Genomic DNA, 25,831 nt, shown 5'->3' on the forward strand with positions numbered 1-25,831 from the left:
TGGCTTCATGTTTGGTGAAATTTTCAACGTATGGAGATTTGAGATGGCATTAAGCGATTTATTACAACAGGCCTGCTTTCAGAGCAGACCATTAAAAACGACCGCGCTGCCTGCTGATTATCCCGGGTGGGTTATCTTTTTTAGCGTGAGTGATGGTAAGGAGCGGGCGCATGTCCAGGTCGCAGCGGCGGCCAGTTTTGATCAAGCCTGGCTTGCTGGCGCCAGAGCCCTGCAGGAGTGGCGCAAAAAACAAGACAACGAACCACAGTGGTTGCGTATTGATATTGTCGATAGCGTTGAAAAACTCAGCTGGGAAAACCTACAGAAGAAACTCAGCATCACCAAACGCAATTATTTCCGCTTTGGCCTTTCTTTCGATGCGCAATTTACTCAGGCGATCCTCGAACAGGAAATTGCGGCGAATGCCTTATTGTATGACGGAGATAACGGTGTCGCGGCGCCAAATGGCATCAATCTGGAAAACTATGGCCAACGACGCTTTAAACAAAGTTTGAGCTGGCCGGATGCACCACAGCAGATACTTTGGCGTTTCAAAACCCGCGCGGTATTCTGCGACCGCAGCGGCGCCAGGCTGATTGAGCACAGCGGCCGCAGTTCAGGCTACCGCGTTATCGGCGAAGAATGGCAAAAAAACTGGCTGGCGGAAGTGATCAAAAAAGGTAGCGATTACTTAGCTCGTCAGGTGAAAAAAGATGGACTTTATTACTACGGTTGGTTTCCCTGTTTCGATCGTCCTGTACGATCCTATAACGCCTTGCGTCATGCCAGTTCGACCTATTCGTTAATTGAAGCATGGGAAGCAACCAGGCAACCGCACCTGCGCCAGGCGATCGATCGAGCGATTGGTTACCTGGTTACCAATCTTATTTCTGTGCGTACCCTTGACGATGGGCAACAGGCGGCATTTTTGTGTGATGTCGATAATGAAATTAAACTCGGCGGCAATGCGGTGAGTATTCTGGCGCTGGTCAAATACACGGAAACGACAGGCGACCAGCAGCACCTGGAATTAATGGCGCAACTGGCCGCCGGTATTGCATTTATGCAGGATGCGCAGAGCGGCGAGTTTGTCCATGTTCTCAATAGTCACGACCTCTCGTTGAAGGCTAAGCATCGTATTATCTACTACGATGGCGAGGCGGCGTTCGCGTTGATGCGTTTGTATAGCCTGACGCAAATGCCGCAGTGGCTGGCGATGGTTGAAAAAGCGTTCGAATACTTCATTCGGCAACAGCACTGGCAGCATCACGACCACTGGCTGAGTTACTGTGTTAACGAATTGACGCGTTTTCGTCCGGAAGAATGTTATTTTCGCTTTGGGCTGGATAACGTGCGCGGACATCTGGATTTCGTACTGCAGCGCGTGACAACCTATCCGACGCTGCTGGAGCTGATGATGGCGGCAGCAGAGATGATTGCGCGCCTTGACGCTTCGCCGGCGCAACGTCATTTACTTGAAGGGTTTGATAAAGAAAAGTTCTATCAGGCGCTGGAGTGTCGTGCGCGCTACCTGCTGGATGGTTTCTTCTGGCCGGAACTGGCGATGTTCTTTAAAAACCCGGCGCGTATCGTCAACAGCTTCTTTATTCGCCACCACAGCTACCGCGTGCGTATTGATGACGTTGAGCACTATCTGTCTGGCTATATTGCCTATCAAAAATATTATCAGGCGGCGACTATGCGCCAGTCAATTCCTGCGGTTGCGCCTCCCGAGCGCCGGGGGACAACGGTATTTTTGTTAGAGAACCTGCGTGATGTTGGCAACGGTATTGAAGTCGCCGCCACCCGGCGTGCGAAGCTGTTCGTCGAGCACCTGCAGACCGTGCCCTGGCTTATCACCGCAATGTGGGATCCGGAACTGCATGTCGCGGTCAAGGCGTTAAAGGCGCGTGGCGCGTTGCCGGAAGAGGTGCCGGTTTATAACCTCTACGAGGCTTTAGTGACGAGCTTCGCAGCGGGGAAAATTATCCCGCTGCCTGCGCTTAAAGGTGAGGTTGAGCTCCGACAGGCTATCGCGCCGAAGGCCCAGGCCTCGGTCGGCAAAAATAACTATCAGCTACGCCCGCAGGGACAGCTGGTGGAGGATTATGTCGATGGCGCCGGCAATGTTCTGCTGCGCAAATATTTCGACGAAAGAAAAGCGAATTTGCAAATTGCCCGTATCGATGTTGCCTTGCCTGACGGCGACGTTAAATCCTTCAACCAGCAGGAGGCGTTCTTCTCGTGGATGCTGGAGATGATGCTGCCCGACGAGCGCCGCTGGCATTTTATCGTCGATAAAAATAAAGCCTGGAAAGCGTTTGTCTGTTCTCGTCCGGCACAGCGGATAGACTGCACGCTGAGCGCGATTATCCATTCCCATCATCAGTTGCTTAATGGCGTAGTGAAAGCCTCCTACCGCCACTTAATCGAGCAACCGGAACTGGTTGACCGCTTAATCGTTCTCACCGATGAGCAGTGGCAGGACTTACAGCATGAAGGATTTCCCGGCGAACGTCTGACCGTCATCCCTAATCATATGGATGACAGCAAAATTCCGGCAAACCCGCAAAAGGATCCCTCTGAAACCGTTATCTACCTGGCGCGTTACTCGGAAGAGAAGCAGCACATGATGTTGTTTAACGCCTTTCGCAAGGTAGCGGCGCAGCTTCCTGGTGCGCGACTGCATACCTATGGTGTCGGGCCGTTACGCCGTACTCTCAGCGATCAGGTAAAAGCGTGGAAAATGGAGGACATCATCTCCATTAATGGCTTTACCTCAGATATTGCCGCAGTACATAAATCCGCCTGCTGCACGGTATTGTGCTCAAATCAGGAAGGGCAATCCTTGTCAGCCGTTGAGGCGATGGCGTACGGCACACCGCTCATCAGCTTTGCGATAAAATATGGCCCGCGCGATATTCTGCAGGATCGACAGGCCGGGATCCTGGTGCCATACGGTGATGAAGATGCGCTGGCGGTGGCGTTGGTACAGGTTATTTCTGACAAGGCGCTACAAAAAGAGATGCAGGCTGCCGCCCTGCGTAACGCGCGACGTTATTGCGCCAATGCGATTGCCCAACGCTGGGAGCAGTGGTTGCAGCAGAATGAACAGCGGATAAGCGCTGAGGGCCAACAGGGGCCGAACGTGGTTTCTCTCAAAGAACGGGTAGTGTAAGACGACTGCCGCCCCGGCGAGCATATGATGTCGGGGCGGAGCATGTCGGGGAGGCGGCGCTATGCAACCAGTAAAATCATGGGCGACATCAATAGCAGCGTGTTGGTTGGCGATGTCTTGTCTCCCTTCAGCCTCCGCGGAAGAAATGGTGCAGGTATCGCGCTGTGTTAAAGGTTCGATACTACTTAAGCATGTTCTTGAAAAAGAATATGTCGAAGATGAGTTCCACATTTTTTATAGCCTGCAGGGGCCTGATGCCCTTAAATTTCAGTACGACAGTTCGGGTAGCGGTGTTCCCGACAGCATTAAGGATATTGCCGTTCAGCTACAGGCCGCTAAATATCTCTACTCCACGGTATTGGGATTACGCTTTCCGCTACAGCAGAAAATTTACGCACAGGCGCGGCAAATCAACATTTATGTGCTGACTTTGCCAAAAGGTAACGGCCTTGCCTTCGACCGCGTCGCTTCAGAAACGATGGGCGATGGCAGGCAGATACCTTGCGGCCTGAAGTTTGTGCTGAATGCTGCGCTAGATCCAGCCCGCAACGTCACCCCGGCTCATGAGTTTTTCCATCTTTATCAATATGGTTACGCGGTGTTTAAACAACGATGGTATCTGGAAGGAATGGCGCGCTGGATGGAAAATAGTTTTAAAGCGCCAGAGAAAAATACCCGTCGACTGGCCGTGTTACCGGCCTGTGAAAGTAACTTCTCGCGCGGCTACTCTGCGGCCAACTACTGGGCAAGCGTCGCGGCGGCGCGATTTGCCAGCGTCGCGCTGCCTGCCGCTGCTCAGCGTTTTCGCTACAGCGATGGTTCTACGGTGTTGATTGCGCAGGACGTTGCCGGGGGAGGAATGCTACAGCCTTTCTTTAATCAGCTGTCCCGCAATAGCGCTGCGCAGTCAAGACAGCTGAATGTCGCTAATACTCGTTGGTCAGAAGCTCAACAACAGGCCCCGCAGTTTAACGGCGCGATTTGTCAGGCTTTAGCTGACGCAGAGGTTGAGCATTAAGAGCGATCGTGGAAACACGCCGCCCATCGGGGCGGCGCGGAGGGCTTAGTTACGCAGACGCGGCGCCTGCAACTGCTTACGGATAGTCTGCGCCAGTTCGTCCATCGACGGCTGTTCGGGATGTTCATCGCTGGCTTCACTGCTGAGCTGCGCTTCCGCGAGGTAGGTGTGGACCGGCTGGCCGTCCTCATCTTCCATCACAACATGATACCAGGGGGCCGCGCGCAGTTCATCGTTGGCGCCGATTTCATCCGCGGCGGGCTCGTCAAGCGAATACTCTGGATCGATATCAACGATTACGCCAAGGTAGCCGAGTAGCGTATGGCGAACCTGTTGGCCGATACCGAATTTGCTGGCAATCATAGTCACCTCCCGGGAAACGCTGGCGCCCACTGTATCCATCATCTTCAAATGTTCTTGAGTCATGAGAATAACGTGTGGGCGATGTTCCGCTTTTCAAGTTACATGACGCGACAGGCAAACCCTTTCAGATACAGTCCTTCCGGGTAGGTTGCGATCACCGGATGATCGGCAGCCTGACGGAACTGCTCTATAAATTGTACATCACGCCCGGCATCTATTGCGGCATCGGCGATGATTTTCTGAAATAAATCGGTGGTCATCAGGCCGGAACAGGAGAAGGTCAGCAGTACGCCGCCTGGGTTCAACAGCTGGATCGCCAGCATATTAATGTCTTTATAACCGCGGCAGGCGCCCATCAGTTGGCTTTTGTTTTCGACGAATTTCGGCGGATCCATGACGATAACATCGAATTTTTCCCCCTGATCGCGATATTTACGCAGCAGTTTGAACACGTCGTCGCGTACGAATTCGGCTTTCGACAGATCCAGCTTATTCAGCTCAACGTTCTGTCTGGCGACATCCAGCGCCTCTTGTGAGGTATCAACGCTGGTGACCAGGCGGCAGCCGCCCATCAGCGCAGAAACCGCGAATCCGCCGGTATAAGAGAAGCAGTTGAGGACGCGCTTATCGGCGACGTAGCGGCGGGTCGCCAGACGGCTATCGCGCTGATCGAGATAGTAGCCGGTTTTATGGCCGCCCTGAATATCTACCAGCAGCTGCATCCCGTGTTCGGTAATGGGCAGTAGCGCTGGCGGCAGTTCGCCTACCACCGGGCCTTGCGCCAGGTCCAATCCTTCTTTTTTACGTACCGCCACATCGCTGCGATCGTAGATCGAGCATTGCGGGAACAGGGTCTGCAGAGCGCTGACGATGGCCGCACGCTGATATTCCGCGCCGGCGCTCAACAGCTGCAGGACGAAGAAATCGCCAAAGCGATCGATTGTCACGCCTGGCAGGCCGTCGGATTCCCCGGCGATTAAACGATAGCTGTCAAGACCATCGCGTTCGGCCAGCCATTGACGCCAGGTTTGCGCCTGCTGCAGGCGACGCTCGAAAAAAGCATTATCGATAGCTTCATGACGATCGAAACTCCAGACGCGGGCGCGGATCTGCGAGGAGGGCGAATAGGCGCCGCGAGCAAGCCATTTCCCCTGCGAATCAACGATATCGATCGTCTCGCCGGAGCGAGCTTTACCTTCCATCCGGGCGACGGCGCCGGAGAAAATCCATGGATGGCGACGCAGCAGGGATTTCTCGCGTCCTTTGGCTAATACTAAGCGGGGGATAATGGAATCTGTCATGGAGCTACCTTTAAGCGACGGAGTGTCGGCACCGAAAAATGGCGCGTAGATTAGCATAACTGGCTGGGGCAAGCACCATTCCTGCCGCCGCCGGGCGGATGTTTTAGCGTCAGGCAAAAGTGAGTATGCTGGTGGGAATTTGCTATTCTCTGCATCAGGATAGCGCAGTTGAGGGGGTAATAATGGCGAAGGTATGCACGATGGCGTGGGTTCACGGAGTCGTCCAGGGCGTGGGATTCCGCTATTCAACGCAGCGTGAAGCGCTGCAGCTGGGGCTGACCGGTTACGCGCGAAATCTGGATGATGGCAGCGTAGAAGTGCTGGCCTGCGGGGAAGCGGAGCAGGTGGAAAAACTGATTGCCTGGCTTAAGGCCGGCGGGCCGCGTAGCGCAAGGGTCGACAGGGTGTTAACCGAGCCCCATCAACCCACCAGAGAGTGGCAAAAATTCGCTATTCTCTATTAAATGCACTTTACAGGCTTTGGCAGGCCGGCGATTTTCGTCGCCTGCTTGGCCGGCCCTTTGGGGAATAACCGGTACAGATAGCGGCTGTTGCCTTTCTCTTCACCGAATTTATTCGCCATGGCTTTGACCAGCATACGGATGGCTGGCGAAGTGTTGAACTCCAGATAAAAATCGCGCACGAAGCGCACTACTTCCCAGTGTTCGACGGACAGGCTGATCCCTTCCTGCGCGGCGATAACCTCCGCCATCGCTTCACTCCACTGAGTTGTCTCTTTCAGATAGCCTTCGCTATCGGTCTCTATTTCACTGCCTTCAAAGATAAACATGATTTTTCACATAATGCGGAAACTGCGCGCAGTGTAGCAAAAAATAAGGCCCCGCATAAGCGAGGCCTGGTGTTGCAGGAGAGAAGGTTAGTCTCTGCTGGCGAAGCCGAGGATGCTCAGCAGGCTGACGAAGATGTTGTACAGCGAAACGTACAGGCTAACGGTGGCGCGAATGTAGTTGGTCTCGCCGCCGCGGATGATGTTGCTGGTTTCAAACAAAATCGCGCCGGAAGAGATAAGGATGAACACCGCGCTGATGGCCAGGTGCAGAGCCGGCAGCTGCAGGAAGATGTTCGCCACCATACCAATCAGAACGACCACCACGCCCGCCATCAGCATGCCGCCGAGGAAAGACATGTCTTTGCGCGTCGTCAACACGTAAGCCGAGCAGCAGAAGAAGACCAGGGCGGTGCCGCCCAACGCCAGGCCGATCAAATCGCCCATGCCTGCGGACAGGTAAGCGTTCAGCATTGGCCCCAGAATGTAGCCGAGGAAGCCGGTAAAGGCGAAGGCCGCCAGAATACCGCTTGGCTTATTAGCCAGTTTGTAGGTCAGGAACATCAGACCATACATACCCACCAGGGTGAGGATAAGGCCCGGAGACGGCAGCATCAGCACGGTACTGGCGGTGGCGGTGATCGCCGAAAACGCCAGCGTCAGGCTGAGCAGAAAATAGGTGTTACGCAGAACTTTGTGCGTGCTGAGCAGCGATGAACGGTCACGCGATGAGGTAATTATACGATCCATGAGTCACTCTCTTATGACAGATGTAATTAGTTATGAAGCATAAGAAAAGCGAGCCGAAAGCCATAATGCTTTTACCCATCTTTACTCAGATCCCGGTGTCGGTGGGTCAGCGTTTTATTCTGGTAAAACAGATTAATGCAGTATGTTTATGCGTTCAGCGGCGGAAAGCAGATCTGAATCTTATAGGTCACTGAAAAATATTGCCTTATTGCCAGTCAGCGACTAAGTGTGGAAGGGGTATCAACGAAGCATAAAGGCAAGGGAAATGAAACGACAACAATATAACCACATCACACACGCATTACTGGTTTTGGGTTTACTCGGCAGCGCCGCCACGGCAATGGCCGCCCAGGTCCCGCAGGGTACCGAACTTGCAGCAAAACAGGAGCTTGTCAGGAACAACGGTAATGAACCCGCTTCGCTCGACCCGCATAAGGTCGAAAGCGACGTCGAGTTTAATATCATTAGCGATCTGTTCGAAGGGCTGGTAAGCGTTTCGCCGCAGGGCGAGATTCAGCCGCGGCTGGCGCTGAAGTGGGAGAATAAAGATAACCTCATCTGGACTTTCCATCTGCGTCCGGGGATCACCTGGTCCGATGGTTCAGCGATTACCGCGCAGGATATCGTCTGGAGCTGGCAGCGCCTGGTCACACCGACCACCGCTTCGCCGTACGCCAGCTATCCGGGCAATATGCATATTGTTAACGCCCGCGATATCTCGGAGGGGAAACAGCCGCCGGAAACTCTCGGCGTAAAAGCGCTGGACGATACCACGCTGCAGGTCACGTTAAACCAGCCTAACGCCGCCTTCCTCGCGATGCTTGCTCACCCGTCGCTGGTGCCTATTGATAAGGTGCTGGTGGAGCGTTTTGGGGATAAATGGACTAAACCGGAACATATTGTCACCAGCGGCCCTTACACGCTGTCGAAGTGGGTCGTCAACGAGCGCATCGTGGCGCAACGCAATCCTAAGTACTGGGATAATGAACATACGGTAATCAATAAAGTGACCTATCTGCCGATTACTTCCGAAGCGGCGGATGTGAATCGTTATAAAGCCGGTGAGATAGATATTGTTTATACGGTGCCGGTGAACCAGTTTGCGTTACTCAAGAAAACGATGGGCTCGCAGCTGAACGTTGCGCCACAGCTGGCGACCTACTATTACGAACTCAATACCACTAAACCGCCCTTTAATGACCCCCGAGTGCGCCGGGCGCTCAACATGGGGCTGGATAAAGATATCATCGCCGATAAGGTGATGGGGCAGGGACAGCGTCCGGCATGGCTGATTAGCCAGCCCGATATCGGCGGCGTCACGCTGAAACAACCGGATTACGCCAGCTGGCCGCGCGACAAACGCATTGCCGAGGCAAAAAAACTGCTTAACGAGGCGGGCTTTAATGAAAGCCATCCGCTGGTCTTTAATCTGCTGTATAACACCTCGGAGACGCACCAGCGCATTGCTATCGCCGCCAGTTCGATGTGGAAGAAAAATCTCGGCGTAGAGGCGAAGCTGCAGAACCAGGAGTGGAAGACCATGCTGGATACCATGCATACGCATAATTTTGATGCCGTGCGTTATGCCTGGATCGCCGATTATGACGATGCGGCGTCATTCCTGAATAACTTCCGTACCGGCGACAGCGAAAACACCAGCCAGTACAGTAACCCGGCCTATGATAAAGCGCTGCATGATGCGGCGAAGGCGGCGGATACCACCGCGCGTGGCAAATTCTATCAGCAGGCGGAGGATCTGTTGGCTGAGGATGTGCCCGCGATTCCGGTTTATCACTATGTGCGTACCCATTTAGTGAAGCCGTGGGTCGGCGGCTTCGAGCCGGATAAGCTGGGTTACTACTACACCAAAGATATGTACATCATAAAACATTGAGTCAAAGGGCGCTCTTGACGCCGAATTTCTGTGCAAACTGCCTGAAATTCAGACGAATAACACAGATTTGTTTGTTTTTAAGGCAGTTGAACAAAATGATGCTTTACAGCATCGGCAGAGGTGTTTATAGTGCGCCCCATACCGGAAGCGTGGCCGAGCGGTTGAAGGCACCGGTCTTGAAAACCGGCGACCCGAAAGGGTTCTAGAGTTCGAATCTCTACGCTTCCGCCAAATATGAAAAGGGGTTACCGAAAGGTAACCCCTTTTTGCTTTGGGTTTCACCGGCACATCCCTGCTTCAACCTCTCTCGTCATTAATGAGTCTCCTCCTCCCAGTAGGGCGGCATCCCAATCTTTTCAACCATAAAGTCGATAAAGGCTCGGACTTTATGCGGCACTCTCCTGTTTTGCGGGTACAGCATCCAGATGGCGGTTTCGCCAGGGAACATACTAAATTCCCACTCCGGGAATACCCGTTGAATGAGCCCTTGTTCTTCAGCCTGCTGCGATAGCCAGTTCGGTAAAATCGCAATCCCGGTGTGATTGACGCAGGCATAAAGCATGGCGGCGCTATCGCTAACGCTCAGTCGGTAGTTAATCGGGATGCGCTGCCATTCATCTTCTGAACCCATCTTACGGGTATACCAACCGGCGCCATGCAGGCGAGAAAACATCACGATATTGATCTGCTGCTGGTCGGCGCCCGGCGTGGCAGAAGGGCGGTTTTCCGCAATCCACTGTGGGCTGGCCCAGGCTGAACGCGTCTGAGAAGCCAGTTTACGGGCATGAATCGAGGAGTCAGGCAAAATGCCGATGCGAATACTCAGGTCGATGCGCGCTTCAATCAGATCCTGCACTTCATCGTTAAAACTAATATCCAGCGAAATGTTGGGGTGCAGGCGAAGAAATTCATCAACAAAAGGCATCACGTGCAGACGGCCGAAGGTACTGGGTACGCTTAACCGCAGCAGGCCGGAAGGTTGTTTATCCAGTGCGGAAGTTAACTGACGGGTTTCCTCCCATTGTAATAACAGTTGTTGGGCGTGCGAGTAAAAAAATGCCCCGGTTTCGGTTAATGCTAATCCACGAGTTGAGCGGTTAAACAACGTCACCTGTAAATACGCCTCCAGCTCTGAAATATGGCGAGAGACGGTGGATACTTCAATATTTAAGGCTTTGGCGGCGGCGCTGAAACTTTTATAATCAGCGGCGCTAACGAATGTTCTGATTGCGGATAAATGGTTCATCTGCTCTACGTCTCTTTGATGATGAATGTTTCTCAGCAACCTGTTCTGGTGTAGTCAACTACGGTAGCGGTCCTGATAACTCAGCTTATCACTTTGTTTTCTCCATTATTCCCGGCAATATCTATGGATAATAATTTCAGGGCATAAAAAAGGCTCCCCTGACTGCGGGAAGCCGGAAAATTGATAGCGATATTTTATTTTGCGCTGACGCGCCAGACGGTATTACCGACATCGTCGGCAATGATTAACGCCCCTTCATTATCCTGCGCGAGTCCGACCGGCGCGCCGTACAGCTCTTTCTCATCGCGAGAGACAAAGCCGGTGATCACGCTCTGTGGTTTACCGACCGGTTTGCCGTCTTTAAAAGCGACGAAGCTGACTTTATAACCATTCAGCGGCGAACGGTCCCAACTGCCATGCTCGCTGATAAACACGCCGCCCTGATAGGTTTGCGGCAACATTTTTCCGGTATAAAACAGCATTCCCAGCGGCGCAACGTGGGAGCTCAGGGCATAATCCGGTTTGATCGCTTTGGCGACCATGTCCGGGCGCGGCGGCTGTACGCGGCGGTCAACGTGCTGTCCGAAATAGCTCCACGGCCAGCCATAAAACCCGCCATCCTGCACCGAAGTTAAATAATCGGGCACCAGGTCGGCGCCGATCTCATCGCGCTCATTGGCAATGGCCCAAAGCTTGCCCGTCTGCGGTTCCCAACCGAGTCCGGTAGGATTCCTGATACCGCTGGCGAAGATACGGCTTGCGCCGGTTGCCGTATCAACCTCCAGAACCGTGGCGCGACGATATTCAATATCCAGTCCATTCTCAGTGATATTACTGTTCGAGCCGACACCCACATACAGCTTCTTACCATCCGGGCTTGCCAGTAACGCTTTGGTCCAGTGGTGATTGACGGTGCTGGGCAGGTCAGCCAGCTCGCTCCCCGCATCGCTGATATGTGTCGCCCCCGGCTGGTAGTGATAACGCATGATGTTGCCGGTATTGGCGACGTAAAGATCATCGCCAATCAGTTGTACGCCGAAAGGCGAGTGCAGGTGTTCAAGGAAAATATGTTTCTCCCAGCCGCTGGCGTTTTTACGCAATAGTGTAATGCGATTCCCGCCTTTTCCACCTTTGCCTGACTGATTTTTCACTATCCCGGCAATCAGCTGTTTCGGCGTAGTCAGAGGTTCCTCGCCAGGACCGTTGCTTTCAACGACCAGAATATCGTCGTTTGGCAGGACATAGACCATTCTGGGATGCAGGAATCCATCGGCTATTTTTTCTATTTTCAGCCCCTGGGCGACCGCCGGTTGTCCATCTCTCTTCCAGCCCACGCCGCGGGGAACCTGCATCGGCGGCATCAGGAAATCCTGGGCCTTCGGCATTACGGGATCGGGCCCTACCTGCTGATCCGGGCTGAGTTTCGCTTTCTCATCGCATCCTGACAGCGCCAGCGCGGTGGCGAACATAACGGGCAGGGGCAGGAGTAATTTATTCATGGCGAATCCCCTTATTATTAGCCAGGCAAGTGGAGCTGATAATATTGGCGACAAGCAGACAGATAACGGTAATCGATGAATAGATTACGTTCTGCGGCGCAATCGCCCAGGCGTCGCGGCTATGAACAAAACAGTTTACCAACGCGGCAATAATAGCGATAAGGTTTAGCCAGAAATCAATTTTTGCCGCCGGGCGTCGAGGAGTAAAAAACCAGACCTGCACCAGATTAATCAACCGCGGAATGATGGCAAAAATAAGGCCAAGGGCAATAAGCCAACTGGCGCATTTTCCCCACATCACGTTAGTGCTGTAGAGATAAATAATATCGAAGATGAGACCGGCGATAAAAAAGCCGTAAGGCACCGGATTGAGTAGATTATATATGACCATCGCAAGGCTATTACCTCGGTCATGAGAGCGTTCACTCATTGTCAATTCCTTGTCAGGGGGAATAAGGTAGGATGAAAATAATGCTGACGTTCAAGCCGGAATAATGAATACCGCTTAGCAGATAAAATTATACATATTGTTAACAATTTCAGTATGCCAATCGCGGGAAATCTGTTTTGCGCAAATGGTCATACTGGCTACGGTAAGATTGTTGCAGAAGGAAGGCGGCGGGCCAGATGCTGGCCGCGCCATCGTACGCTTAACTTTCTATTTGGGCTGCCAGCTCCCGGGCTATTTCGGCGAAAATTCGCGCCGCAGCTTTTGGTCGGGCGCCTTTGCGCTGCATTAACACCGCGGTTCTCTCAAGCGCGGCTTCTTTAAGCAATCGGGTCACCAGGCCAGTGCGCTGGGCGGCGACATTTAGCGGCAGAATGGTCACTAATTGGGTTCGCTGGATGATATCGAGGATGGCATTGATCGAGTGCATTTCAATGGTCACCTGCGGGTGAAAACCGGCTTGCTGTAAGCAGTGGTCAATTTGCAACCGGGTGGCGAAATGATGATTAAGCAGAATAAACTCCTCCGCGGCCAGCTGGCTCAAAGAAAGGGATTCTTCGCGGGCCAGCGGGTGATGGTCCGCGACAACTAGAGCCAGCACTTCCTGTAACAGCGGGGTGGAAACAATCTCTGGCGCGGTCCCCCCGGCAAAGGCAATGCCAATATCCAGCTCATTTTCCAGCAGCAGGCCCTCCATTTTCTCCTGCGGCATCTCCTGAATATCCAGCGTGATATGCGGATAACGCGCATGAAATTCCGCCACTAATGGGACGACGAAATAGGAAGTAAAAGTGGGCGTCACGGCAATACGTAGAGAACCGCGGCTGAGGTCTGCGACATCATGAATGGCGCGTTGACCCTCATCCAGCAGTTGAAATGCCTGACGGGCATACTGCAAAAACACTTCTCCCGCGTCCGTTAGATGAATATGCCGGCCGCTACGGTCAAAAAGCTGCGCATCCAGGCTCTCTTCTAACATCCTGATTTGCTGTGAGAGCGCCGGTTGTGAAATATGCAGGGCTTCCGCCGCACGGGTAAAACCCTGATGTTCGGCGACGGCGAGGAAATATCTAACGTAGCGAATATTCACACTTACAATCCATAAGTTTTTTGGATGAGTTTGATTATAAACAAGACTTTTATTTTATGCCATGCGGCGCGTAACCTCCCTGACATTCCACAGCGAGGTAGACATTATCATGAAAGAAATCATTGACGGTTTTCTTAAATTTCAACGTGATGCATTTCCTGAGCGCGCTGAACTGTTTAAAAGTTTAGCCTCCCGGCAGAGCCCCAGTACGCTGTTTATTTCCTGTTCCGATAGCCGAATGGTTCCTGAACTGGTTACCCAGCGTGAACCCGGCGATCTGTTTGTCATCCGTAATGCTGGCAATATCGTCCCTTCTTACGGTCCGGAGCCCGGCGGCGTATCGGCATCGGTGGAATATGCCGTTGCCGTTCTGAAGGTCACGGATATTGTGATTTGCGGTCACTCCGATTGCGGGGCGATGACGGCGATTGCGCAGTGTAGTTGTCTGGATCATGTCCCCGCCGTCAAGCACTGGTTGCAATATGCGGATTCGGCAAAAGTGGTGAACGATGCCCGCGAGCATCGCGATCCGCAGGCCAAAACCGCGGCGATGGTGCATGAAAATGTCATTGCCCAACTGGCGAATATTCAAACGCATCCTGCGGTACGCCTGGCGCTTGATGAAGGACGTCTATCGCTACATGGCTGGGTATATGACATTGAAACAGGGGATATTGCCGCCTATGACGGCAATGCCAGAGCTTTTATTTCGCTGGCCGGTCATCCGGATACCAGAGCGGTGCCGGTTTACGGTCAGTAATTTCATTTCACTACGATATAACGAGGTCACACCATGATTCAGTCACAAGTCAGCCGCGAAGTTCGTCTGGAGTTAGCGAATAAAATTTTGCTGATTAAAGCCAAAAAGGATCTCTCCTTTGCACAACTGGTTGAAGGCACCGGTTTATCCGAAGCCTTCGTGACGGCCGCGCTATTGGGTCAGCATCCGCTGCCTGCCGAAGTCGCGAAAATGGTAGGAGCGAAACTGGAACTTAACGACGATGATATTTTACTGCTGCAAACGATCCCCGTCAGAGGCTCCATTGAGGACCGCGTGCCGACGGATCCGACGATGTATCGCTTCTATGAAATGCTGCAGGTCTACGACACTACGCTGAAAGCGCTCATTCATGAAAAATTCGGCGACGGGATCATCAGCGCGATTAATTTTAAGCTGGATGTGAAAAAAGTCAGCGATCCGGAAGGCGGACATCGTGCGGTGATTACTTTCGATGGAAAGTATCTGCCAACGAAACCTTTCTGATGACAATTAACCGTTAACAGTACGGGCCTGAACCACGATCCAGGCCCGTTATTATCTGGCTGGCTGATAACGCATTTGCAGCGTGGCGGGCAGATAGCGCTGTAGCGGCTGTGGCGTTTTACCGTCGATCAACTGACTAATGAGATCGTAGCAGTGCCAGGCCAACTGGCGGTTATCCTGCTGGATGGTGTCGATGCGCAGCGATAGCGAATCATACAGATAGTGGTCATCGAAGCTGGCTAAATGGATCCCGGAATCCAGCAGGTTATGCTGGCTCATATAACGTAGTACCCCTTCCAGCAAGCCGCAGGCGGCGGTAAACAGCGCCTTAGGCGGCCGCCCGAGGCGGGCGCACAGCGCGGCAAACATCTCATAGCCTGAGCTTGGGTGATAGTTGCCGTTGATGATCCATTCCGGGCGTAACTCAACCCCTGCCTGGGCTAATCCCTGACTAAATCCGGCCAGCCGATCGCGCGAGGGCGAGAGCCGGGGCTGCCCGCCGAGAAACCAGAACTCATCCGCATGTTGCCCGGCGATACGGGCGATAAGTTCCGCCGTCGGCGCCAGTGAATCGGTCATCACCAGCGGCAGCGCGCTGTCGTTTGGATTACGGTCGAACAGCACCACCGGCAGCTGCTCGCTGAGCTTCAGATAGTCGGCGTCGCTATGCATGCAAGAGGCGACAATTAAACCATCGACCTGACGGGCAATCATATTATTGACCACCATGCTCTCCTGACCGGGATTCTCATCGGTGCAAGAGATAAGCAGCTGTACGCCGGCTTCGCGGCACAGGGTTTCCAGCTCGTGAGAAAACACGGCAAAACCATAGTTGGTGATCTCTGGCACAACCAGACCAATGGTATGGCTGCGGCTATCGCGCAGTGAACGGGCGTGAATACTCGGCTGGTAGTGCTGCTCGTGGGCGATAGCCAGCACCCGTTCGCGCGTCTCCTGCGCCACGCGCAGCTCTTTACCGCGACCGTTCAAGACCAGGCTGGCGGTGGCTTTAGAGACGCCAGCCAGTTCGGCGATATCTTTAATGGTAATGCGTTTAGGTTTCATCACGAGACAGGCGCCTGAAAGCAAAACGCTTATTCTACCATGCATGGCCGCAGCGGCCAGCAGCAGAATGCCCCCGGCGTCGCACCGCTGAATACCAGTTTTCCAGGATAATCCGCAAAGAAGCGGCTGCTCATCACTCCCACGCCATCGTTAATAAAGATTTCGACGCTGGAACGGTCGATGAGGATCTGCAGTTTATGCGCCGCGCCGCGCCAGTAACGGTAATCGACTGTATCGGCCACCAGGCTTCGACGGGCCAGACGTACGCCGCGGCTGTCCAGCGAAAGCTGCAGCGCGCCCGCGAAATCCAGCGTCAGCGCATCGTCTGGCGCAACCTCGAAGGCCAGTTCCATCGGCTGCAGCGCCAGCGGTTCGGTCTGCCAGCCTTGCGCCTCGCCGCGAAGCGCCGCCAGTTCGCGCACGGGATTTTGATACAGCGTGCCGTGGCGCCAGCTGAGTTCCCGCAGGCAGGTCATCTGATGGATCCAGCCGTGGGCCCGCGTAGGTTGCTGCATCTCTTCTCCGTCGGGAACCCCCATCCAGCCAACCAGCAGACGGCGACCATCCTCCGCCAGGGTGGTTTGCGGCGCATAGAATTCGAAGCCGCTATCCAGCTCTTCGATCGCGCCATGGCGCCAGGTGGCGGCGGTTTGATCGAAATGGCCCTGCATCCAGACTGCCGGATAGGTGTTCAGGAAGCGCTGTGCCTCACGCGGCAATCCCTGCGGGCAGCTCAGTAAAATATACCGATCGCCGAGCGGGAACAGATCCGGGCATTCCCACATATAGCCGGCGTCTTTCAAGCCGTTAAGTCCGCTACCGGCAATTTCGCCATGGCTATTCCACTGCATCAAATCAGTAGAGCTGAATAGCAGTACCTTGCCGCGGTCGGCCAGATCGCGCGCGCCCAGCACCATCAACCAGCGATCGCCATCGCGCCAGACTTTGGGATCGCGCACGTGGCCGCTATAGCCTGCTGGCAGCGCCAGCACCGGGCCCTGTTTGCGAAAAGTGCCGTCGGGATTTTGCGTCGCCAGACACTGCCAGGCGGTACGGCTGCCATCGTTAAATTTCACATTACCGGTGTAGCACAGCGTCAGGATGCCGTTGTTATCTACCGCGCTGCCGGAGTAACAACCGTTACGGTCGTACTCCTCCTCTGGCAGCAGGGCAATCGGTTCGTGCCGCCAGTGCAGCAGATCCGGCGAACTCCAGTGTCCCCAGCCCTTATAGCGGTGATCGCAGGCGAGGGGATTCCACTGATAAAACAGATGATAACGACCATTGAAGTGGATAAAACCGTTCGGATCGTTCAGTAGCCCGCATACCGGCGCCAGATGCCACTGCGGATAGTGCTTATCCCGCAGCGCGCGCGGCTGGTGGTTCATGACGGCCTGCAAGACCAACGGTAACAAAGAAGGCTGCGACATTATTCTGCATCCGTTTTGTATTTGAGCGTCAGCGAAACGATAAAGGCGACCACAAATGCGATAGCCAGCCCGATGAGGTAGTTAAGCAGGGAACTGGCCTGCACGATAGCCATTCCGGGGATGGCGGTCAGGCCGACGGCGGTCATATAGACGTGCATGGAGACGACCCAGACGCCGCCTGCCGCGCCGCCAATCAACGCGGCGATAAAGGGCTTAACGTAGCGCAGGTTGATGCCGAATATCGCCGCTTCAGTGATGCCCAGCATCGCCGAAAAGGCGGACGGGAGGGCAATGGCTTTCACTTTCGCATCTTTGGTTTTAAACCACACCGCCAGACAGGCGCCGCCCTGGGCAATATTAGCCATCGCCCAGATAGGCAGCAGGAAATTGACGCCGATCGACGGGTTACCGAGCAGCCCGGCTTCGATGGCATGGAAGCTGTGGTGGATACCGGTGATGACGATCACCGAATACAGTCCACCGAATAGCAGCCCTGCCAGCCAACCAGCATGAGCAATAAGCGTGCTGAGAATAAATGAGATGCCGTCGCCGAGGGCACGACCGGCCGGGCCGATTATCAGCAGGGCGATAAAACCGGAGATAATAACCGTCAGGAACGGCGTGAGGATCAGATCCAGCGCGTCGGGAATCAGGCGTCGCAGTTGCTTCTCAAGCAGGCTCATAAACCACACCGCCAGCAGCACCGGGAACACCGTCCCTTGATAACCGATCATCGCCACCTCGAGGCCGAAGAAATTCATGGTATGGAATCCCGAAGCCACTCCCCAGGCGTTGGTCAGCGCCGGGTGGGTAAGAATACCGCCGAGGGTTGCGCCAAGATAAGGGTTACCGCCGAATTCACGCGCGGCGGTAAACCCGATCAGGATTGGCAGGATAATAAAAGCGGCCGAACTACACATATCGAGGATCAGGTAGATGGCGTTGCCCGGCTCGACCCAGCCGTAGGTTTTCACCATCCCCAGCAGTCCCATCAGCAGGCCGGAGGCGACGATCGCCGGAATAATGGGCACAAAGATGTTCGACAGCAGGCGGGCGATCCGCTGGAACGGATTCAGTTTTTTCGCCGCCAGGTCTGCGGCTTCGGATTTGCTCGACTCGCTAATACCGGCCGCCTGAATAAAAGCGGCATACACTTTATTGACCACGCCGGTACCGAAGATGATTTGCATCTGGCCGGCGTTACGAAAGCAGCCTTTTACCCCCTCAACTTTACCGATGGCCTGCTGGTCGGCGAGCGCGTCATCGACCAGTACCAGACGCAAGCGGGTGGCGCAGTGCGCGGCGCTGGCGATATTTTCTTTGCCGCCGAGCAGCGGCAGCAGAGCGCGAGAAATCTGTTGAAAATCCATAGTACCCTCTACAAAGTCTGTCATCATCATGGGCTATTGGGGGCCTGGAATGCCCCTAATGGCCGCTTTGCTAATTTTGCTAAAACGTTTTAATTATTTTGCCTGCTTTCATCGTTAATACTGGCGGTTCACATCGGCCTGGTACGGTAAGGCGGTCATCGCGCCTTTGGCGGTGGTCGCCAGCGCGCCGCAGGTTTGCGCCAGCGCGACGATCGGCTCCAGCGCGGCGACATCTTCAGGGAAGCCGTGAGCGGCGAGACTGGCGAGTAGCCCGGCAACAAAGGCATCGCCGGCTCCGGTGGTATCAACGCTGACCACCGGACGGGCCGGGAAGTGAATATGCTGTTGCTGGAACAGCGCCTGCACCCCGGCTTTTCCTTGCGTGATTAACAGCAGTTTTGGCTGAAAGCGCTCGCGGAACCGCGCAATACCGCGGGCAATATCGTCGCTACCGCTGATAAAGGCCAACTCCTCTTCCGACAGTTTCACCACGTCAGCCAATGCCAGCGCCCGGTCGAGACAACGCCGTAACAGCTGGGGATCCTGCCACAGATCGCTGCGGATATTAGGGTCGAAGCTGACGCTGCCGCCGGTATGTTTAATCTGTTCCATCGCCGCGAAAGCGCTGCTCCGGCTGGGCTCGGCGCTGAGAGCGATAGAGCAGACGTGCAACCACTGGCCGGCCTCAAATGGCGGGAGATCGTCTGATTGTAAAAAAAGATCGGCGCTTGGACGGACCATAAAGGTAAAGGTGCGTTCGCCGTGTTCATCCAGCGCTACCACGACGGTTGAGGTACGTTGTGCGGGATCTAAAGAAAGATGGCTGATATCCACGTTCTCCTGGCACAGCGTCTGACGCATAAAATGGCCAAAAGGGTCGTCGCCGACCCGACCAATAAACCCGCTATTGCCGCCAAGCCGCGCGACGCCGACCGCGACGTTAGCCGGTGCGCCGCCCGGGCACTGTAATAAACGACCATCGCCCTCAGGCAGCAGATCGACGACCGCATCGCCGAGTACCCATACTTTACTGGTCATACTGATATTCCTTTTAGCTAAACTTTGTTAAACCGGTTTAGCTAATTTAAACATAACCGAAAATCCAACGGAACGAGGAAGTGATGAAAATGCGAACGGCAACGATGAAATGTGATCCAGTCGAGATATTGCACCTTTCGTGCTAGCTATTTTTTCTTTACTACAGCTTTGCAAATGAACGTGTCATTTTTCCCTACCAATAATAGGGGGGGCCAGGACGATAGGAGCTTATTGCCGGAGAAAAAATCCTCATATACCTATTTATTAATATTCATTCGCCGTTGTTGGGTGGTTTAAAAATATATTCATGATGGTTTACGGGAGAGGGTGAGACCATTAATTACTTCTCATTTTTTATTATTTTAACGTGGTAATAAGCTCGTATCGTTAAAGGAATGTTAGAAAAGAAACTCGGGAAAAAATACCCATTTTGGGTAATGCACCAGGCGGTAAATGTTATAAAAAATTTATCCGTATCTGGCGAAGTTGAGCCACAAACAGGCGCGGAAAAATAGCGCCAGGCGTCCCGACTGGGGGTAAGTTGCGCGCATCTTGTACAATCCGTTAAGCCGAAAAAACAGGCAGCCCCAGTCTGTTACTGTTCGATTTTTATACGTTTTCCGTAGGTGCTATCAGGGTATTAGATCTAATATCCTTGTATTACACCATGGTTATTTTTTATCGTAAAAACTAATGATTTACGTTGAATTTAACGCTCGTTCAGATTTTTATACTTCAATTTTTATAATGTTATTTTTTTGTTCTAAATGTGCCAAATAAAACTAATTGCAATGGTTGATAACACTTTTTTTAAGGTAATTCATTTACTTGTGATCGTTAAATGATCGAATGTTGGTTATAAAGTGATCGAAATGAGGTGTTGTTACCGGTATTATTTTTTGTTTTTGTGATCAATGTCTCATTATATTCAAAATTTCCCCATACTTAATTGTGTGTGCTAATGATTCGGGAGTAGAGTTGCGCCGCCTTAAGAATATTCTTATAGAATTTCTAAAAATAGTTTCATGGCAATTCAACTCTCTCGAAGCAAATTCTTTACATCCTCCACTCCAGTTTGCACCTGTAACAAACTATTAACAGTGGGGTGAGTTTGACGATTAGCTGAATTTTTAGCTATCGCGAGTGAGCGTTTTAATTGCCGTCTTGGGGAAATAACTGAGGTCACGGGCGATTAAGTATCACGCCCCGTGTATGTTTTCTAACATGGCTTATCGGGATAGGGATTATGGGTACCTCCGAATTACTTAAGCATATTTATGACTTCAACCTGTCGTATTTATTTTTAGCACAGCGGCTGATCAACGATGAAAAAGTATCCGCAATGTTTCGTCTGGGAATTGACGAAACCATGGTTGATACCCTGGCGCAACTGACGTTACCGCAGATGGTGAAACTGGCTGAAACTAATCAGCTGGTGTGCAATCTGCGCTTCAGCGACCATCAGACTATCGAGCAATTGACCAAAGAGTCGCGCGTTGATGACCTCCAGCAGATCCATACCGGTATCCTGCTTTCCAGTCACCTGCTGCAAGAGCTCCGCGCCAAAGAAGGCGCTGCAGCGAAGAAAAGTGTTTGATAATGGCTGAGAAAAGTATTGTTCAGGAAGCGAAGGATATTCAGCTCGCCATGGAGCTGATTTCCCTCGGCGCGCGTCTGCAGATGCTGGAGAGTGAAACTCAGCTCAGCCGCGGGCGCTTAATTAAACTTTACAAAGAGCTGCGCGGCAGCCCGCCGCCGAAAGGGATGCTGCCGTTCTCGACCGATTGGTTTATGACCTGGGAGCAGAATATTCATTCGTCGATGTTCTACAACGCCTATTTGTTCCTGCTGAAGAGCGGCAAATGCAGTGGAGTAGAAGCGGTGATCAAAGCCTATCGCCTGTACCTCGAACAGTGTCCGCAAGAAGCGGGCGAAGCGCCGCTACTGGCGTTGACCCGCGCCTGGACGCTGGTGCGCTTTGTTGATAGCGGTATGCTGCAGCTCTCTGCCTGCAACAACTGCGGCGGCTCATTTATCACCCACGCGCACCATCCGCAGCACGATTTCGTCTGCACGTTATGCCAACCGCCGTCACGCGCCGTAAAAAGACGTAAACTTTCTCCGCAACTGGCCGATATAACCTCTCAACTGCTGGACGAGCAGGCTAAACGCGTCATGTAAGTCGCCGTTCCGACGACTTACGGCAATCCATTTCGACGTGTAATACGCAGGGGCGGTATGCCGCCCCCCATTCCCCGCCTGGTTTACGCCAGGGCGCGTTTGCCTCGCCCGCCATCCACATTGTTAATTTGAGGTATGCGTGTGCTAGTGATATTGGGTTATCTCGTGGTCCTGGGAGCGGTATTTGGCGGCTATTTACTGGTGGGCGGCCACCTTGGCGCGCTGTACCAGCCGGCGGAATTCCTGATTATCGGCGGCGCCGGCATCGGCGCGTTTATCGTCGGCAACAACGGAAAGGCCATCAAATCCACGCTGCGGGCCTTGCCCAAAATGGTACGTCGCTCCAAATACAGCAAGGCGCTGTATATGGATCTGATGGCGTTGCTGTTCCTGCTGCTCGCAAAATCCCGTCAACAGGGAATGCTGTCGCTTGAGTTCGATATCGACAATCCTCAGGAAAGTGAAATTTTCGCTAATTATCCGCGCATCCTTGCCGATAACCATCTGGTGGAGTTTATAACCGATTATTTACGCCTGATGGTGAGCGGCAACATGAATGCTTTTGAAATTGAAGCGCTGATGGACGAAGAGATCGAAACCTTCGAACAGGAGAGCGAAGTGCCCGCCGGCAGCCTGGCGATGGTCGGCGACTCTCTGCCGGCATTTGGTATTGTCGCGGCGGTAATGGGCGTTGTGCACGCGCTGGCCTCGGCGGACCGCCCGGCGGCGGAACTCGGGGCGCTCATCGCCAACGCGATGGTGGGGACTTTCCTCGGCATTCTGCTGGCCTATGGATTTATCTCGCCACTATCCACGCTGCTGCGGCAAAAAAGCGCCGAGACCGTCAAGATGATGCAGTGCATCAAGGTGACGTTGCTCTCCAGCCTCAACGGCTACGCGCCGCAAATCGCCGTCGAATTTGGCCGCAAAACGCTGTATACCACCGAGCGCCCGTCGTTTGTCGAGCTTGAAGAGCACGTACGCCAGGTGAAAGCGCCCGCCGCGCAGGCGACGGAAAGTGAAGAAGCATGAAGCATAATCACCCGGTGGTTCTGGTCAGAAAGCGCAAATCGCACCAGCCCGCCCATCACGGCGGTTCGTGGAAGATTGCCTATGCCGATTTTATGACGGCGATGATGGCCTTCTTCCTTGTGATGTGGCTGCTGGCGATCGCCAGCCCGCAGGAGCTGACGCAAATAGCCGAATATTTCCGTACGCCGCTGAAAGTGGCGCTGACCAGCGGCGATAAAAGCAGCTCGGAAAGCAGCCCGATCCCCGGCGGCGGCGAAGACCCGACCCGTGAAGTCGGGTTAGTCAGCAAGCAGATCAATACCGCGGATAAACGTGCCGAAGAGCTACGGCTAAACAAACTGCGTGACAAGCTCGATCAGTTGATTGAGTCAGACCCGCGCCTGAAGGCGTTACGTCCGCATCTGCTGATCAACATGATGGACGAAGGACTGCGCATTCAGATTATCGATAGCCAGAATCGGCCGATGTTTAAAACCGGTAGCGCTCAGGTTGAAAGCTATATGCGCGATATCCTGCGAGCGATTGCGCCAATCCTCAATGATTTGCCGAACAAGATAAGTCTCGCCGGGCATACCGATGACATCCCCTACGCCAGCGGCGAACGCGGTTACAGCAACTGGGAACTGTCGGCGGATCGCGCCAACGCCTCGCGCCGCGAACTGATCGCTGGCGGGCTGGCGGAAGGGAAGGTGCTGCGGGTGGTTGGTATGGCGGCGACCATGAGCCTGAAACAGCACGGCGCTGATGATGCCATCAACCGCCGCATTACCGTACTGGTGCTTAACAAAGAGACCCAGCAGAGCATCGAACATGAAAATGGCGAAAGCAATGCGCTGGAGATTAGCCAGCCGGATGCGCTGCCAAAACTGGTCGCGCCCGCGCCGGTTAATCGCGATTCACACCCTGAGGTGACCCCATGAGCATGGATATTAGCGCTTTTTATCAGACTTTTTTTGATGAAGCAGATGAGCTGCTGGCAGACATGGAGCAACACCTGCTGGAGCTGGATCCGCAGGCCCCCGATATCGAACCGCTAAACGCTATTTTTCGCGCGGCGCACTCGATCAAAGGCGGCGCGGCGACGTTTGGCTTTTCCGTATTGCAGGAAACCACCCATCTGCTGGAGAACCTGCTCGACGGCGCCCGGCGCGAGGAGATGCGCTTGAGCACCGAAATTATCAATCTGTTTCTGGAAACCAAAGATATTATGCAGGAGCAACTGGACGCCTATAAAACCTCGCAGCAGCCTGACGCTGAGAGCTTTGACTATATCTGCCAGGCGCTGCGGCAGCTGGCGCTGGAAGCGCAGCAGCAGGACGCGCCAGCCGCGCCGCCCGTCGTGGCCCAGCCTGCGCCGACGGCCGTCGCCGGCGGTATGCGCGTGAGTTTAACCGGGCTTAAAGCCAATGAAATTCCGCTGATGCTGGAAGAGCTTGGCAATCTCGGCGAGGTACATGATCCGCAGCAAACTGACAATAGCCTTGAGGTGACCCTGCTGACCACCGCCAGCGAAGAAGATATTTGCGCGGTGCTCTGTTTCGTTCTTGAGCCGGAACAGATCAGCTTTACCACGCCGCCAACCACTGCCGCTAAACCATTGCCATCGGCCGAAGTTGTGCCGCCGCCGGTCGCCCAACCGCAGCCTGCTGTCGTCGAGCCGCCGAAAGCGCCGAGAGCGAAGGCCAGCGAATCGACCAGTATTCGCGTGGCGGTAGAGAAAGTTGACCAGTTGATTAACCTCGTCGGCGAACTGGTGATCACCCAGTCCATGCTGGCGCAGCGCTCGGGTAACCTGGATCCGGTGACGCATGGCGATCTGCTCAACAGCATGAGCCAGCTGGAACGTAACGCTCGCGACCTGCAGGAATCGGTGATGTCGATTCGCATGATGCCGATGGAATATGTATTCAGCCGCTACCCGCGGCTGGTACGCGACCTGGCCGGCAAGCTCAATAAGCAGGTGGAACTGACGCTGCAGGGCAGCTCCACCGAACTTGATAAGAGCCTGATCGAGCGCATTATCGACCCGTTAACCCACCTGGTGCGCAATAGCCTCGACCACGGTATTGAAGATCCGCAAACCCGTCTGGCGGCAGGTAAGTCTGAGGTGGGCAATCTCATTCTGTCCGCTGAACATCAGGGCGGCAATATCTGCATCGAAGTGATCGATGACGGCGCCGGGCTCAATCGCGAAAAAATTCTCGCCAAAGCGGCGGCGCAGGGGCTGGCGGTCAGCGACAGCATGAGTGATGAAGAGGTCGGAATGCTTATTTTTGCGCCGGGCTTTTCAACCGCGGAACAGGTGACCGACGTCTCTGGCCGCGGCGTCGGCATGGACGTCGTGAAACGGAATATTCAGGAGATGGGCGGTCACGTAGAAATCCATTCCCGTGCGGGCAAAGGGACCTCGATTCGTATTTTGTTGCCGCTAACGCTCGCCATCCTCGACGGCATGTCGGTCAAGGTCAATGAAGAGGTCTTTATTCTGCCGCTCAACGCGGTGATGGAATCGCTGCAGCCGCAGGCCGAAGACCTGCATCCAATGGCCGGCGGCGAGCGGATGCTGCAGGTTCGCGGCGAGTATCTACCGCTGGTGGAGCTCTACCGGGTGTTTGATGTCGCCGGGGCGAAAACCGAGGCCACTCAGGGCATCGTGGTGATTCTGCAAAGCGCCGGCCGCCGCTATGCGCTGCTGGTGGATCAACTGATCGGCCAGCACCAGGTGGTGGTGAAAAACCTGGAAAGCAATTACCGCAAAGTGCCGGGAATTTCCGCGGCGACGATCCTCGGCGACGGCAGCGTGGCGCTGATCGTCGACGTGTCGGCGCTGCAAATGCTCAATCGGGAAAAGCTGCTGAGCGCAGCGGCCGCATAACG

General features: G+C 54.0%; 23 protein-coding genes and 1 tRNA gene. 12 read left to right on the forward strand and 12 right to left on the reverse strand.

The genetic code is table 11. The features are described from left to right. Positions 1-43: 43 nt before the first annotated feature. Both EAE_RS15680 and EAE_RS15685 read left to right on the forward strand, forming a co-directional pair. Positions 44-3,178: a glycosyltransferase gene (locus EAE_RS15680; protein ID WP_015704913.1), complete on the forward strand. Its 3,135-nt coding sequence runs from the start codon at positions 44-46 to the stop codon at positions 3,176-3,178. Between the two features lie 145 nt (positions 3,179-3,323). Beyond that, the gene (locus EAE_RS15685) at positions 3,324-4,196 is read left to right on the forward strand and encodes a peptidase (protein WP_015367416.1); all 873 of its coding nucleotides are present in this window, start codon (positions 3,324-3,326) and stop codon (positions 4,194-4,196) included. A gap of 45 nt (positions 4,197-4,241) precedes the next feature. On the opposite strand, the gene hspQ is transcribed toward EAE_RS15685, so the two are convergent. Together hspQ and rlmI are read right to left on the reverse strand one after the other, a co-directional pair. Beyond that, positions 4,242-4,559, reverse strand: coding sequence for a heat shock protein HspQ (gene hspQ / locus EAE_RS15690; protein ID WP_015367415.1), 318 nt, complete (start codon positions 4,557-4,559; stop codon positions 4,242-4,244). Positions 4,560-4,657: 98 nt separating this feature from the next. Next, positions 4,658-5,860 (reverse strand): 23S rRNA (cytosine(1962)-C(5))-methyltransferase RlmI, encoded by a 1,203-nt coding sequence (rlmI, locus tag EAE_RS15695; protein ID WP_015704914.1) that lies wholly within the window; start codon positions 5,858-5,860, stop codon positions 4,658-4,660. Positions 5,861-6,042: 182 nt separating this feature from the next. Here rlmI and yccX point away from each other — a divergent pair, with 182 nt between their 5' ends. Next, on the forward strand, positions 6,043-6,324 hold the full coding sequence (gene yccX / locus EAE_RS15700; RefSeq protein ID WP_015704915.1) for an acylphosphatase: 282 nt from the start codon (positions 6,043-6,045) through the stop codon (positions 6,322-6,324). Here yccX and tusE read toward each other — a convergent pair. Next, on the reverse strand, positions 6,321-6,650 hold the full coding sequence (tusE, locus tag EAE_RS15705) for a sulfurtransferase TusE (protein WP_015367412.1): 330 nt from the start codon (positions 6,648-6,650) through the stop codon (positions 6,321-6,323). The two genes, yccX and tusE, sit on opposite strands and share 4 nt — an antisense overlap. 87 nt (positions 6,651-6,737) lie before the next feature. Then, the gene (yccA, locus tag EAE_RS15710) at positions 6,738-7,397 is read right to left on the reverse strand and encodes an FtsH protease modulator YccA (protein WP_015704916.1); all 660 of its coding nucleotides are present in this window, start codon (positions 7,395-7,397) and stop codon (positions 6,738-6,740) included. A 265-nt stretch (positions 7,398-7,662) separates the two neighbouring features. Between yccA and EAE_RS15715 the strand changes: the two genes are divergently transcribed. Beyond that, complete coding sequence (locus tag EAE_RS15715) at positions 7,663-9,291, forward strand: ABC transporter substrate-binding protein (RefSeq protein ID WP_015367409.1); 1,629 nt, start codon at positions 7,663-7,665, stop codon at positions 9,289-9,291. Positions 9,292-9,434: 143 nt separating this feature from the next. Next, positions 9,435-9,522 (forward strand) — tRNA-Ser (locus EAE_RS15720). An 82-nt stretch (positions 9,523-9,604) separates the two neighbouring features. Here EAE_RS15720 and EAE_RS15725 read toward each other — a convergent pair. The 4 genes from EAE_RS15725 to cynR form a co-directional block, all read right to left on the reverse strand. Continuing rightward, a complete protein-coding gene (locus EAE_RS15725; RefSeq protein ID WP_015704917.1) occupies positions 9,605-10,537 on the reverse strand; it encodes a LysR family transcriptional regulator in 933 nt (310 codons plus the stop codon). A 194-nt stretch (positions 10,538-10,731) separates the two neighbouring features. Then, positions 10,732-12,036 carry a PQQ-dependent sugar dehydrogenase gene (locus EAE_RS15730; RefSeq protein WP_015704918.1) on the reverse strand — a complete coding sequence of 435 codons (1,305 nt, stop codon included), beginning with the start codon at positions 12,034-12,036 and terminating at the stop codon, positions 10,732-10,734. Then, positions 12,029-12,466 (reverse strand): DUF2231 domain-containing protein, encoded by a 438-nt coding sequence (locus EAE_RS15735; protein ID WP_015704919.1) that lies wholly within the window; start codon positions 12,464-12,466, stop codon positions 12,029-12,031. Before EAE_RS15735 ends, EAE_RS15730 begins: the two co-directional genes overlap by 8 nt. 220 nt (positions 12,467-12,686) lie before the next feature. Beyond that, positions 12,687-13,574: a transcriptional regulator CynR gene (gene cynR / locus EAE_RS15740; protein WP_015704920.1), complete on the reverse strand. Its 888-nt coding sequence runs from the start codon at positions 13,572-13,574 to the stop codon at positions 12,687-12,689. 109 nt (positions 13,575-13,683) lie between these two features. Here cynR and EAE_RS15745 point away from each other — a divergent pair, with 109 nt between their 5' ends. Then, entirely contained in the window at positions 13,684-14,334 is a 651-nt protein-coding gene (locus EAE_RS15745; RefSeq protein ID WP_015704921.1) for a carbonic anhydrase, read from the forward strand. A gap of 33 nt (positions 14,335-14,367) precedes the next feature. Then, positions 14,368-14,838 carry a cyanase gene (cynS, locus tag EAE_RS15750; protein WP_015704922.1) on the forward strand — a complete coding sequence of 157 codons (471 nt, stop codon included), beginning with the start codon at positions 14,368-14,370 and terminating at the stop codon, positions 14,836-14,838. 51 nt (positions 14,839-14,889) lie between these two features. Here cynS and EAE_RS15755 read toward each other — a convergent pair whose 3' ends face one another. The 4 genes from EAE_RS15755 to EAE_RS15770 form a co-directional block, all read right to left on the reverse strand. Next, complete coding sequence (locus EAE_RS15755; protein WP_015704923.1) at positions 14,890-15,903, reverse strand: LacI family DNA-binding transcriptional regulator; 1,014 nt, start codon at positions 15,901-15,903, stop codon at positions 14,890-14,892. Between the two features lie 29 nt (positions 15,904-15,932). Next, positions 15,933-17,333, reverse strand: coding sequence for a sucrose-6-phosphate hydrolase (locus EAE_RS15760; protein WP_015704924.1), 1,401 nt, complete (start codon positions 17,331-17,333; stop codon positions 15,933-15,935). Beyond that, on the reverse strand, positions 17,333-18,703 hold the full coding sequence (locus tag EAE_RS15765; protein WP_015704925.1) for a sucrose-specific PTS transporter subunit IIBC: 1,371 nt from the start codon (positions 18,701-18,703) through the stop codon (positions 17,333-17,335). Before EAE_RS15765 ends, EAE_RS15760 begins: the two co-directional genes overlap by 1 nt. 114 nt (positions 18,704-18,817) lie before the next feature. Then, on the reverse strand, positions 18,818-19,741 hold the full coding sequence (locus EAE_RS15770) for an aminoimidazole riboside kinase (protein ID WP_015704926.1): 924 nt from the start codon (positions 19,739-19,741) through the stop codon (positions 18,818-18,820). Positions 19,742-20,987: 1,246 nt separating this feature from the next. Here EAE_RS15770 and flhD point away from each other — a divergent pair. The 5 genes from flhD (at position 20,988) to cheA (ending at position 25,829) form a co-directional block, all read left to right on the forward strand. After that, positions 20,988-21,338 (forward strand): flagellar transcriptional regulator FlhD, encoded by a 351-nt coding sequence (gene flhD, locus EAE_RS15775; RefSeq protein ID WP_015367348.1) that lies wholly within the window; start codon positions 20,988-20,990, stop codon positions 21,336-21,338. A 2-nt stretch (positions 21,339-21,340) separates the two neighbouring features. Then, positions 21,341-21,922: a flagellar transcriptional regulator FlhC gene (gene flhC / locus EAE_RS15780; protein WP_015367347.1), complete on the forward strand. Its 582-nt coding sequence runs from the start codon at positions 21,341-21,343 to the stop codon at positions 21,920-21,922. A 141-nt stretch (positions 21,923-22,063) separates the two neighbouring features. After that, complete coding sequence (gene motA / locus EAE_RS15785; RefSeq protein ID WP_015704927.1) at positions 22,064-22,954, forward strand: flagellar motor stator protein MotA; 891 nt, start codon at positions 22,064-22,066, stop codon at positions 22,952-22,954. Then, positions 22,951-23,874, forward strand: coding sequence for a flagellar motor protein MotB (gene motB, locus EAE_RS15790; RefSeq protein WP_015704928.1), 924 nt, complete (start codon positions 22,951-22,953; stop codon positions 23,872-23,874). Before motA ends, motB begins: the two co-directional genes overlap by 4 nt. Next, on the forward strand, positions 23,871-25,829 hold the full coding sequence (cheA, locus tag EAE_RS15795) for a chemotaxis protein CheA (protein WP_015704929.1): 1,959 nt from the start codon (positions 23,871-23,873) through the stop codon (positions 25,827-25,829). Before motB ends, cheA begins: the two co-directional genes overlap by 4 nt. Positions 25,830-25,831 lie beyond the last annotated feature (2 nt).

Origin of the sequence: Klebsiella aerogenes KCTC 2190, assembly GCF_000215745.1 — a bacterium.
Classification (GTDB): Bacteria; Pseudomonadota; Gammaproteobacteria; order Enterobacterales; family Enterobacteriaceae; genus Klebsiella; species Klebsiella aerogenes.

Coding starts and splice junctions, on each gene's coding strand:
- EAE_RS15760 (WP_015704924.1), bottom strand. CDS start 17,333: ATGTCGCAGCCTTCTTTGTTACCGTTGGTCTTGCAGGCCGTCATGAAC.
- motB (WP_015704928.1), top strand. CDS start 22,951: ATGAAGCATAATCACCCGGTGGTTCTGGTCAGAAAGCGCAAATCGCAC.
- EAE_RS15730 (WP_015704918.1), bottom strand. CDS start 12,036: ATGAATAAATTACTCCTGCCCCTGCCCGTTATGTTCGCCACCGCGCTG.
- tusE (WP_015367412.1), bottom strand. CDS start 6,650: ATGTTTATCTTTGAAGGCAGTGAAATAGAGACCGATAGCGAAGGCTAT.
- EAE_RS15725 (WP_015704917.1), bottom strand. CDS start 10,537: ATGAACCATTTATCCGCAATCAGAACATTCGTTAGCGCCGCTGATTAT.
- EAE_RS15745 (WP_015704921.1), top strand. CDS start 13,684: ATGAAAGAAATCATTGACGGTTTTCTTAAATTTCAACGTGATGCATTT.
- EAE_RS15685 (WP_015367416.1), top strand. CDS start 3,324: ATGGTGCAGGTATCGCGCTGTGTTAAAGGTTCGATACTACTTAAGCAT.
- yccX (WP_015704915.1), top strand. CDS start 6,043: ATGGCGAAGGTATGCACGATGGCGTGGGTTCACGGAGTCGTCCAGGGC.
- EAE_RS15680 (WP_015704913.1), top strand. CDS start 44: ATGGCATTAAGCGATTTATTACAACAGGCCTGCTTTCAGAGCAGACCA.
- EAE_RS15770 (WP_015704926.1), bottom strand. CDS start 19,741: ATGACCAGTAAAGTATGGGTACTCGGCGATGCGGTCGTCGATCTGCTG.
- flhD (WP_015367348.1), top strand. CDS start 20,988: ATGGGTACCTCCGAATTACTTAAGCATATTTATGACTTCAACCTGTCG.
- EAE_RS15735 (WP_015704919.1), bottom strand. CDS start 12,466: ATGAGTGAACGCTCTCATGACCGAGGTAATAGCCTTGCGATGGTCATA.
- yccA (WP_015704916.1), bottom strand. CDS start 7,397: ATGGATCGTATAATTACCTCATCGCGTGACCGTTCATCGCTGCTCAGC.
- cheA (WP_015704929.1), top strand. CDS start 23,871: ATGAGCATGGATATTAGCGCTTTTTATCAGACTTTTTTTGATGAAGCA.
- hspQ (WP_015367415.1), bottom strand. CDS start 4,559: ATGATTGCCAGCAAATTCGGTATCGGCCAACAGGTTCGCCATACGCTA.
- EAE_RS15755 (WP_015704923.1), bottom strand. CDS start 15,903: ATGAAACCTAAACGCATTACCATTAAAGATATCGCCGAACTGGCTGGC.
- EAE_RS15765 (WP_015704925.1), bottom strand. CDS start 18,703: ATGGATTTTCAACAGATTTCTCGCGCTCTGCTGCCGCTGCTCGGCGGC.
- cynS (WP_015704922.1), top strand. CDS start 14,368: ATGATTCAGTCACAAGTCAGCCGCGAAGTTCGTCTGGAGTTAGCGAAT.
- EAE_RS15715 (WP_015367409.1), top strand. CDS start 7,663: ATGAAACGACAACAATATAACCACATCACACACGCATTACTGGTTTTG.
- rlmI (WP_015704914.1), bottom strand. CDS start 5,860: ATGACAGATTCCATTATCCCCCGCTTAGTATTAGCCAAAGGACGCGAG.
- flhC (WP_015367347.1), top strand. CDS start 21,341: ATGGCTGAGAAAAGTATTGTTCAGGAAGCGAAGGATATTCAGCTCGCC.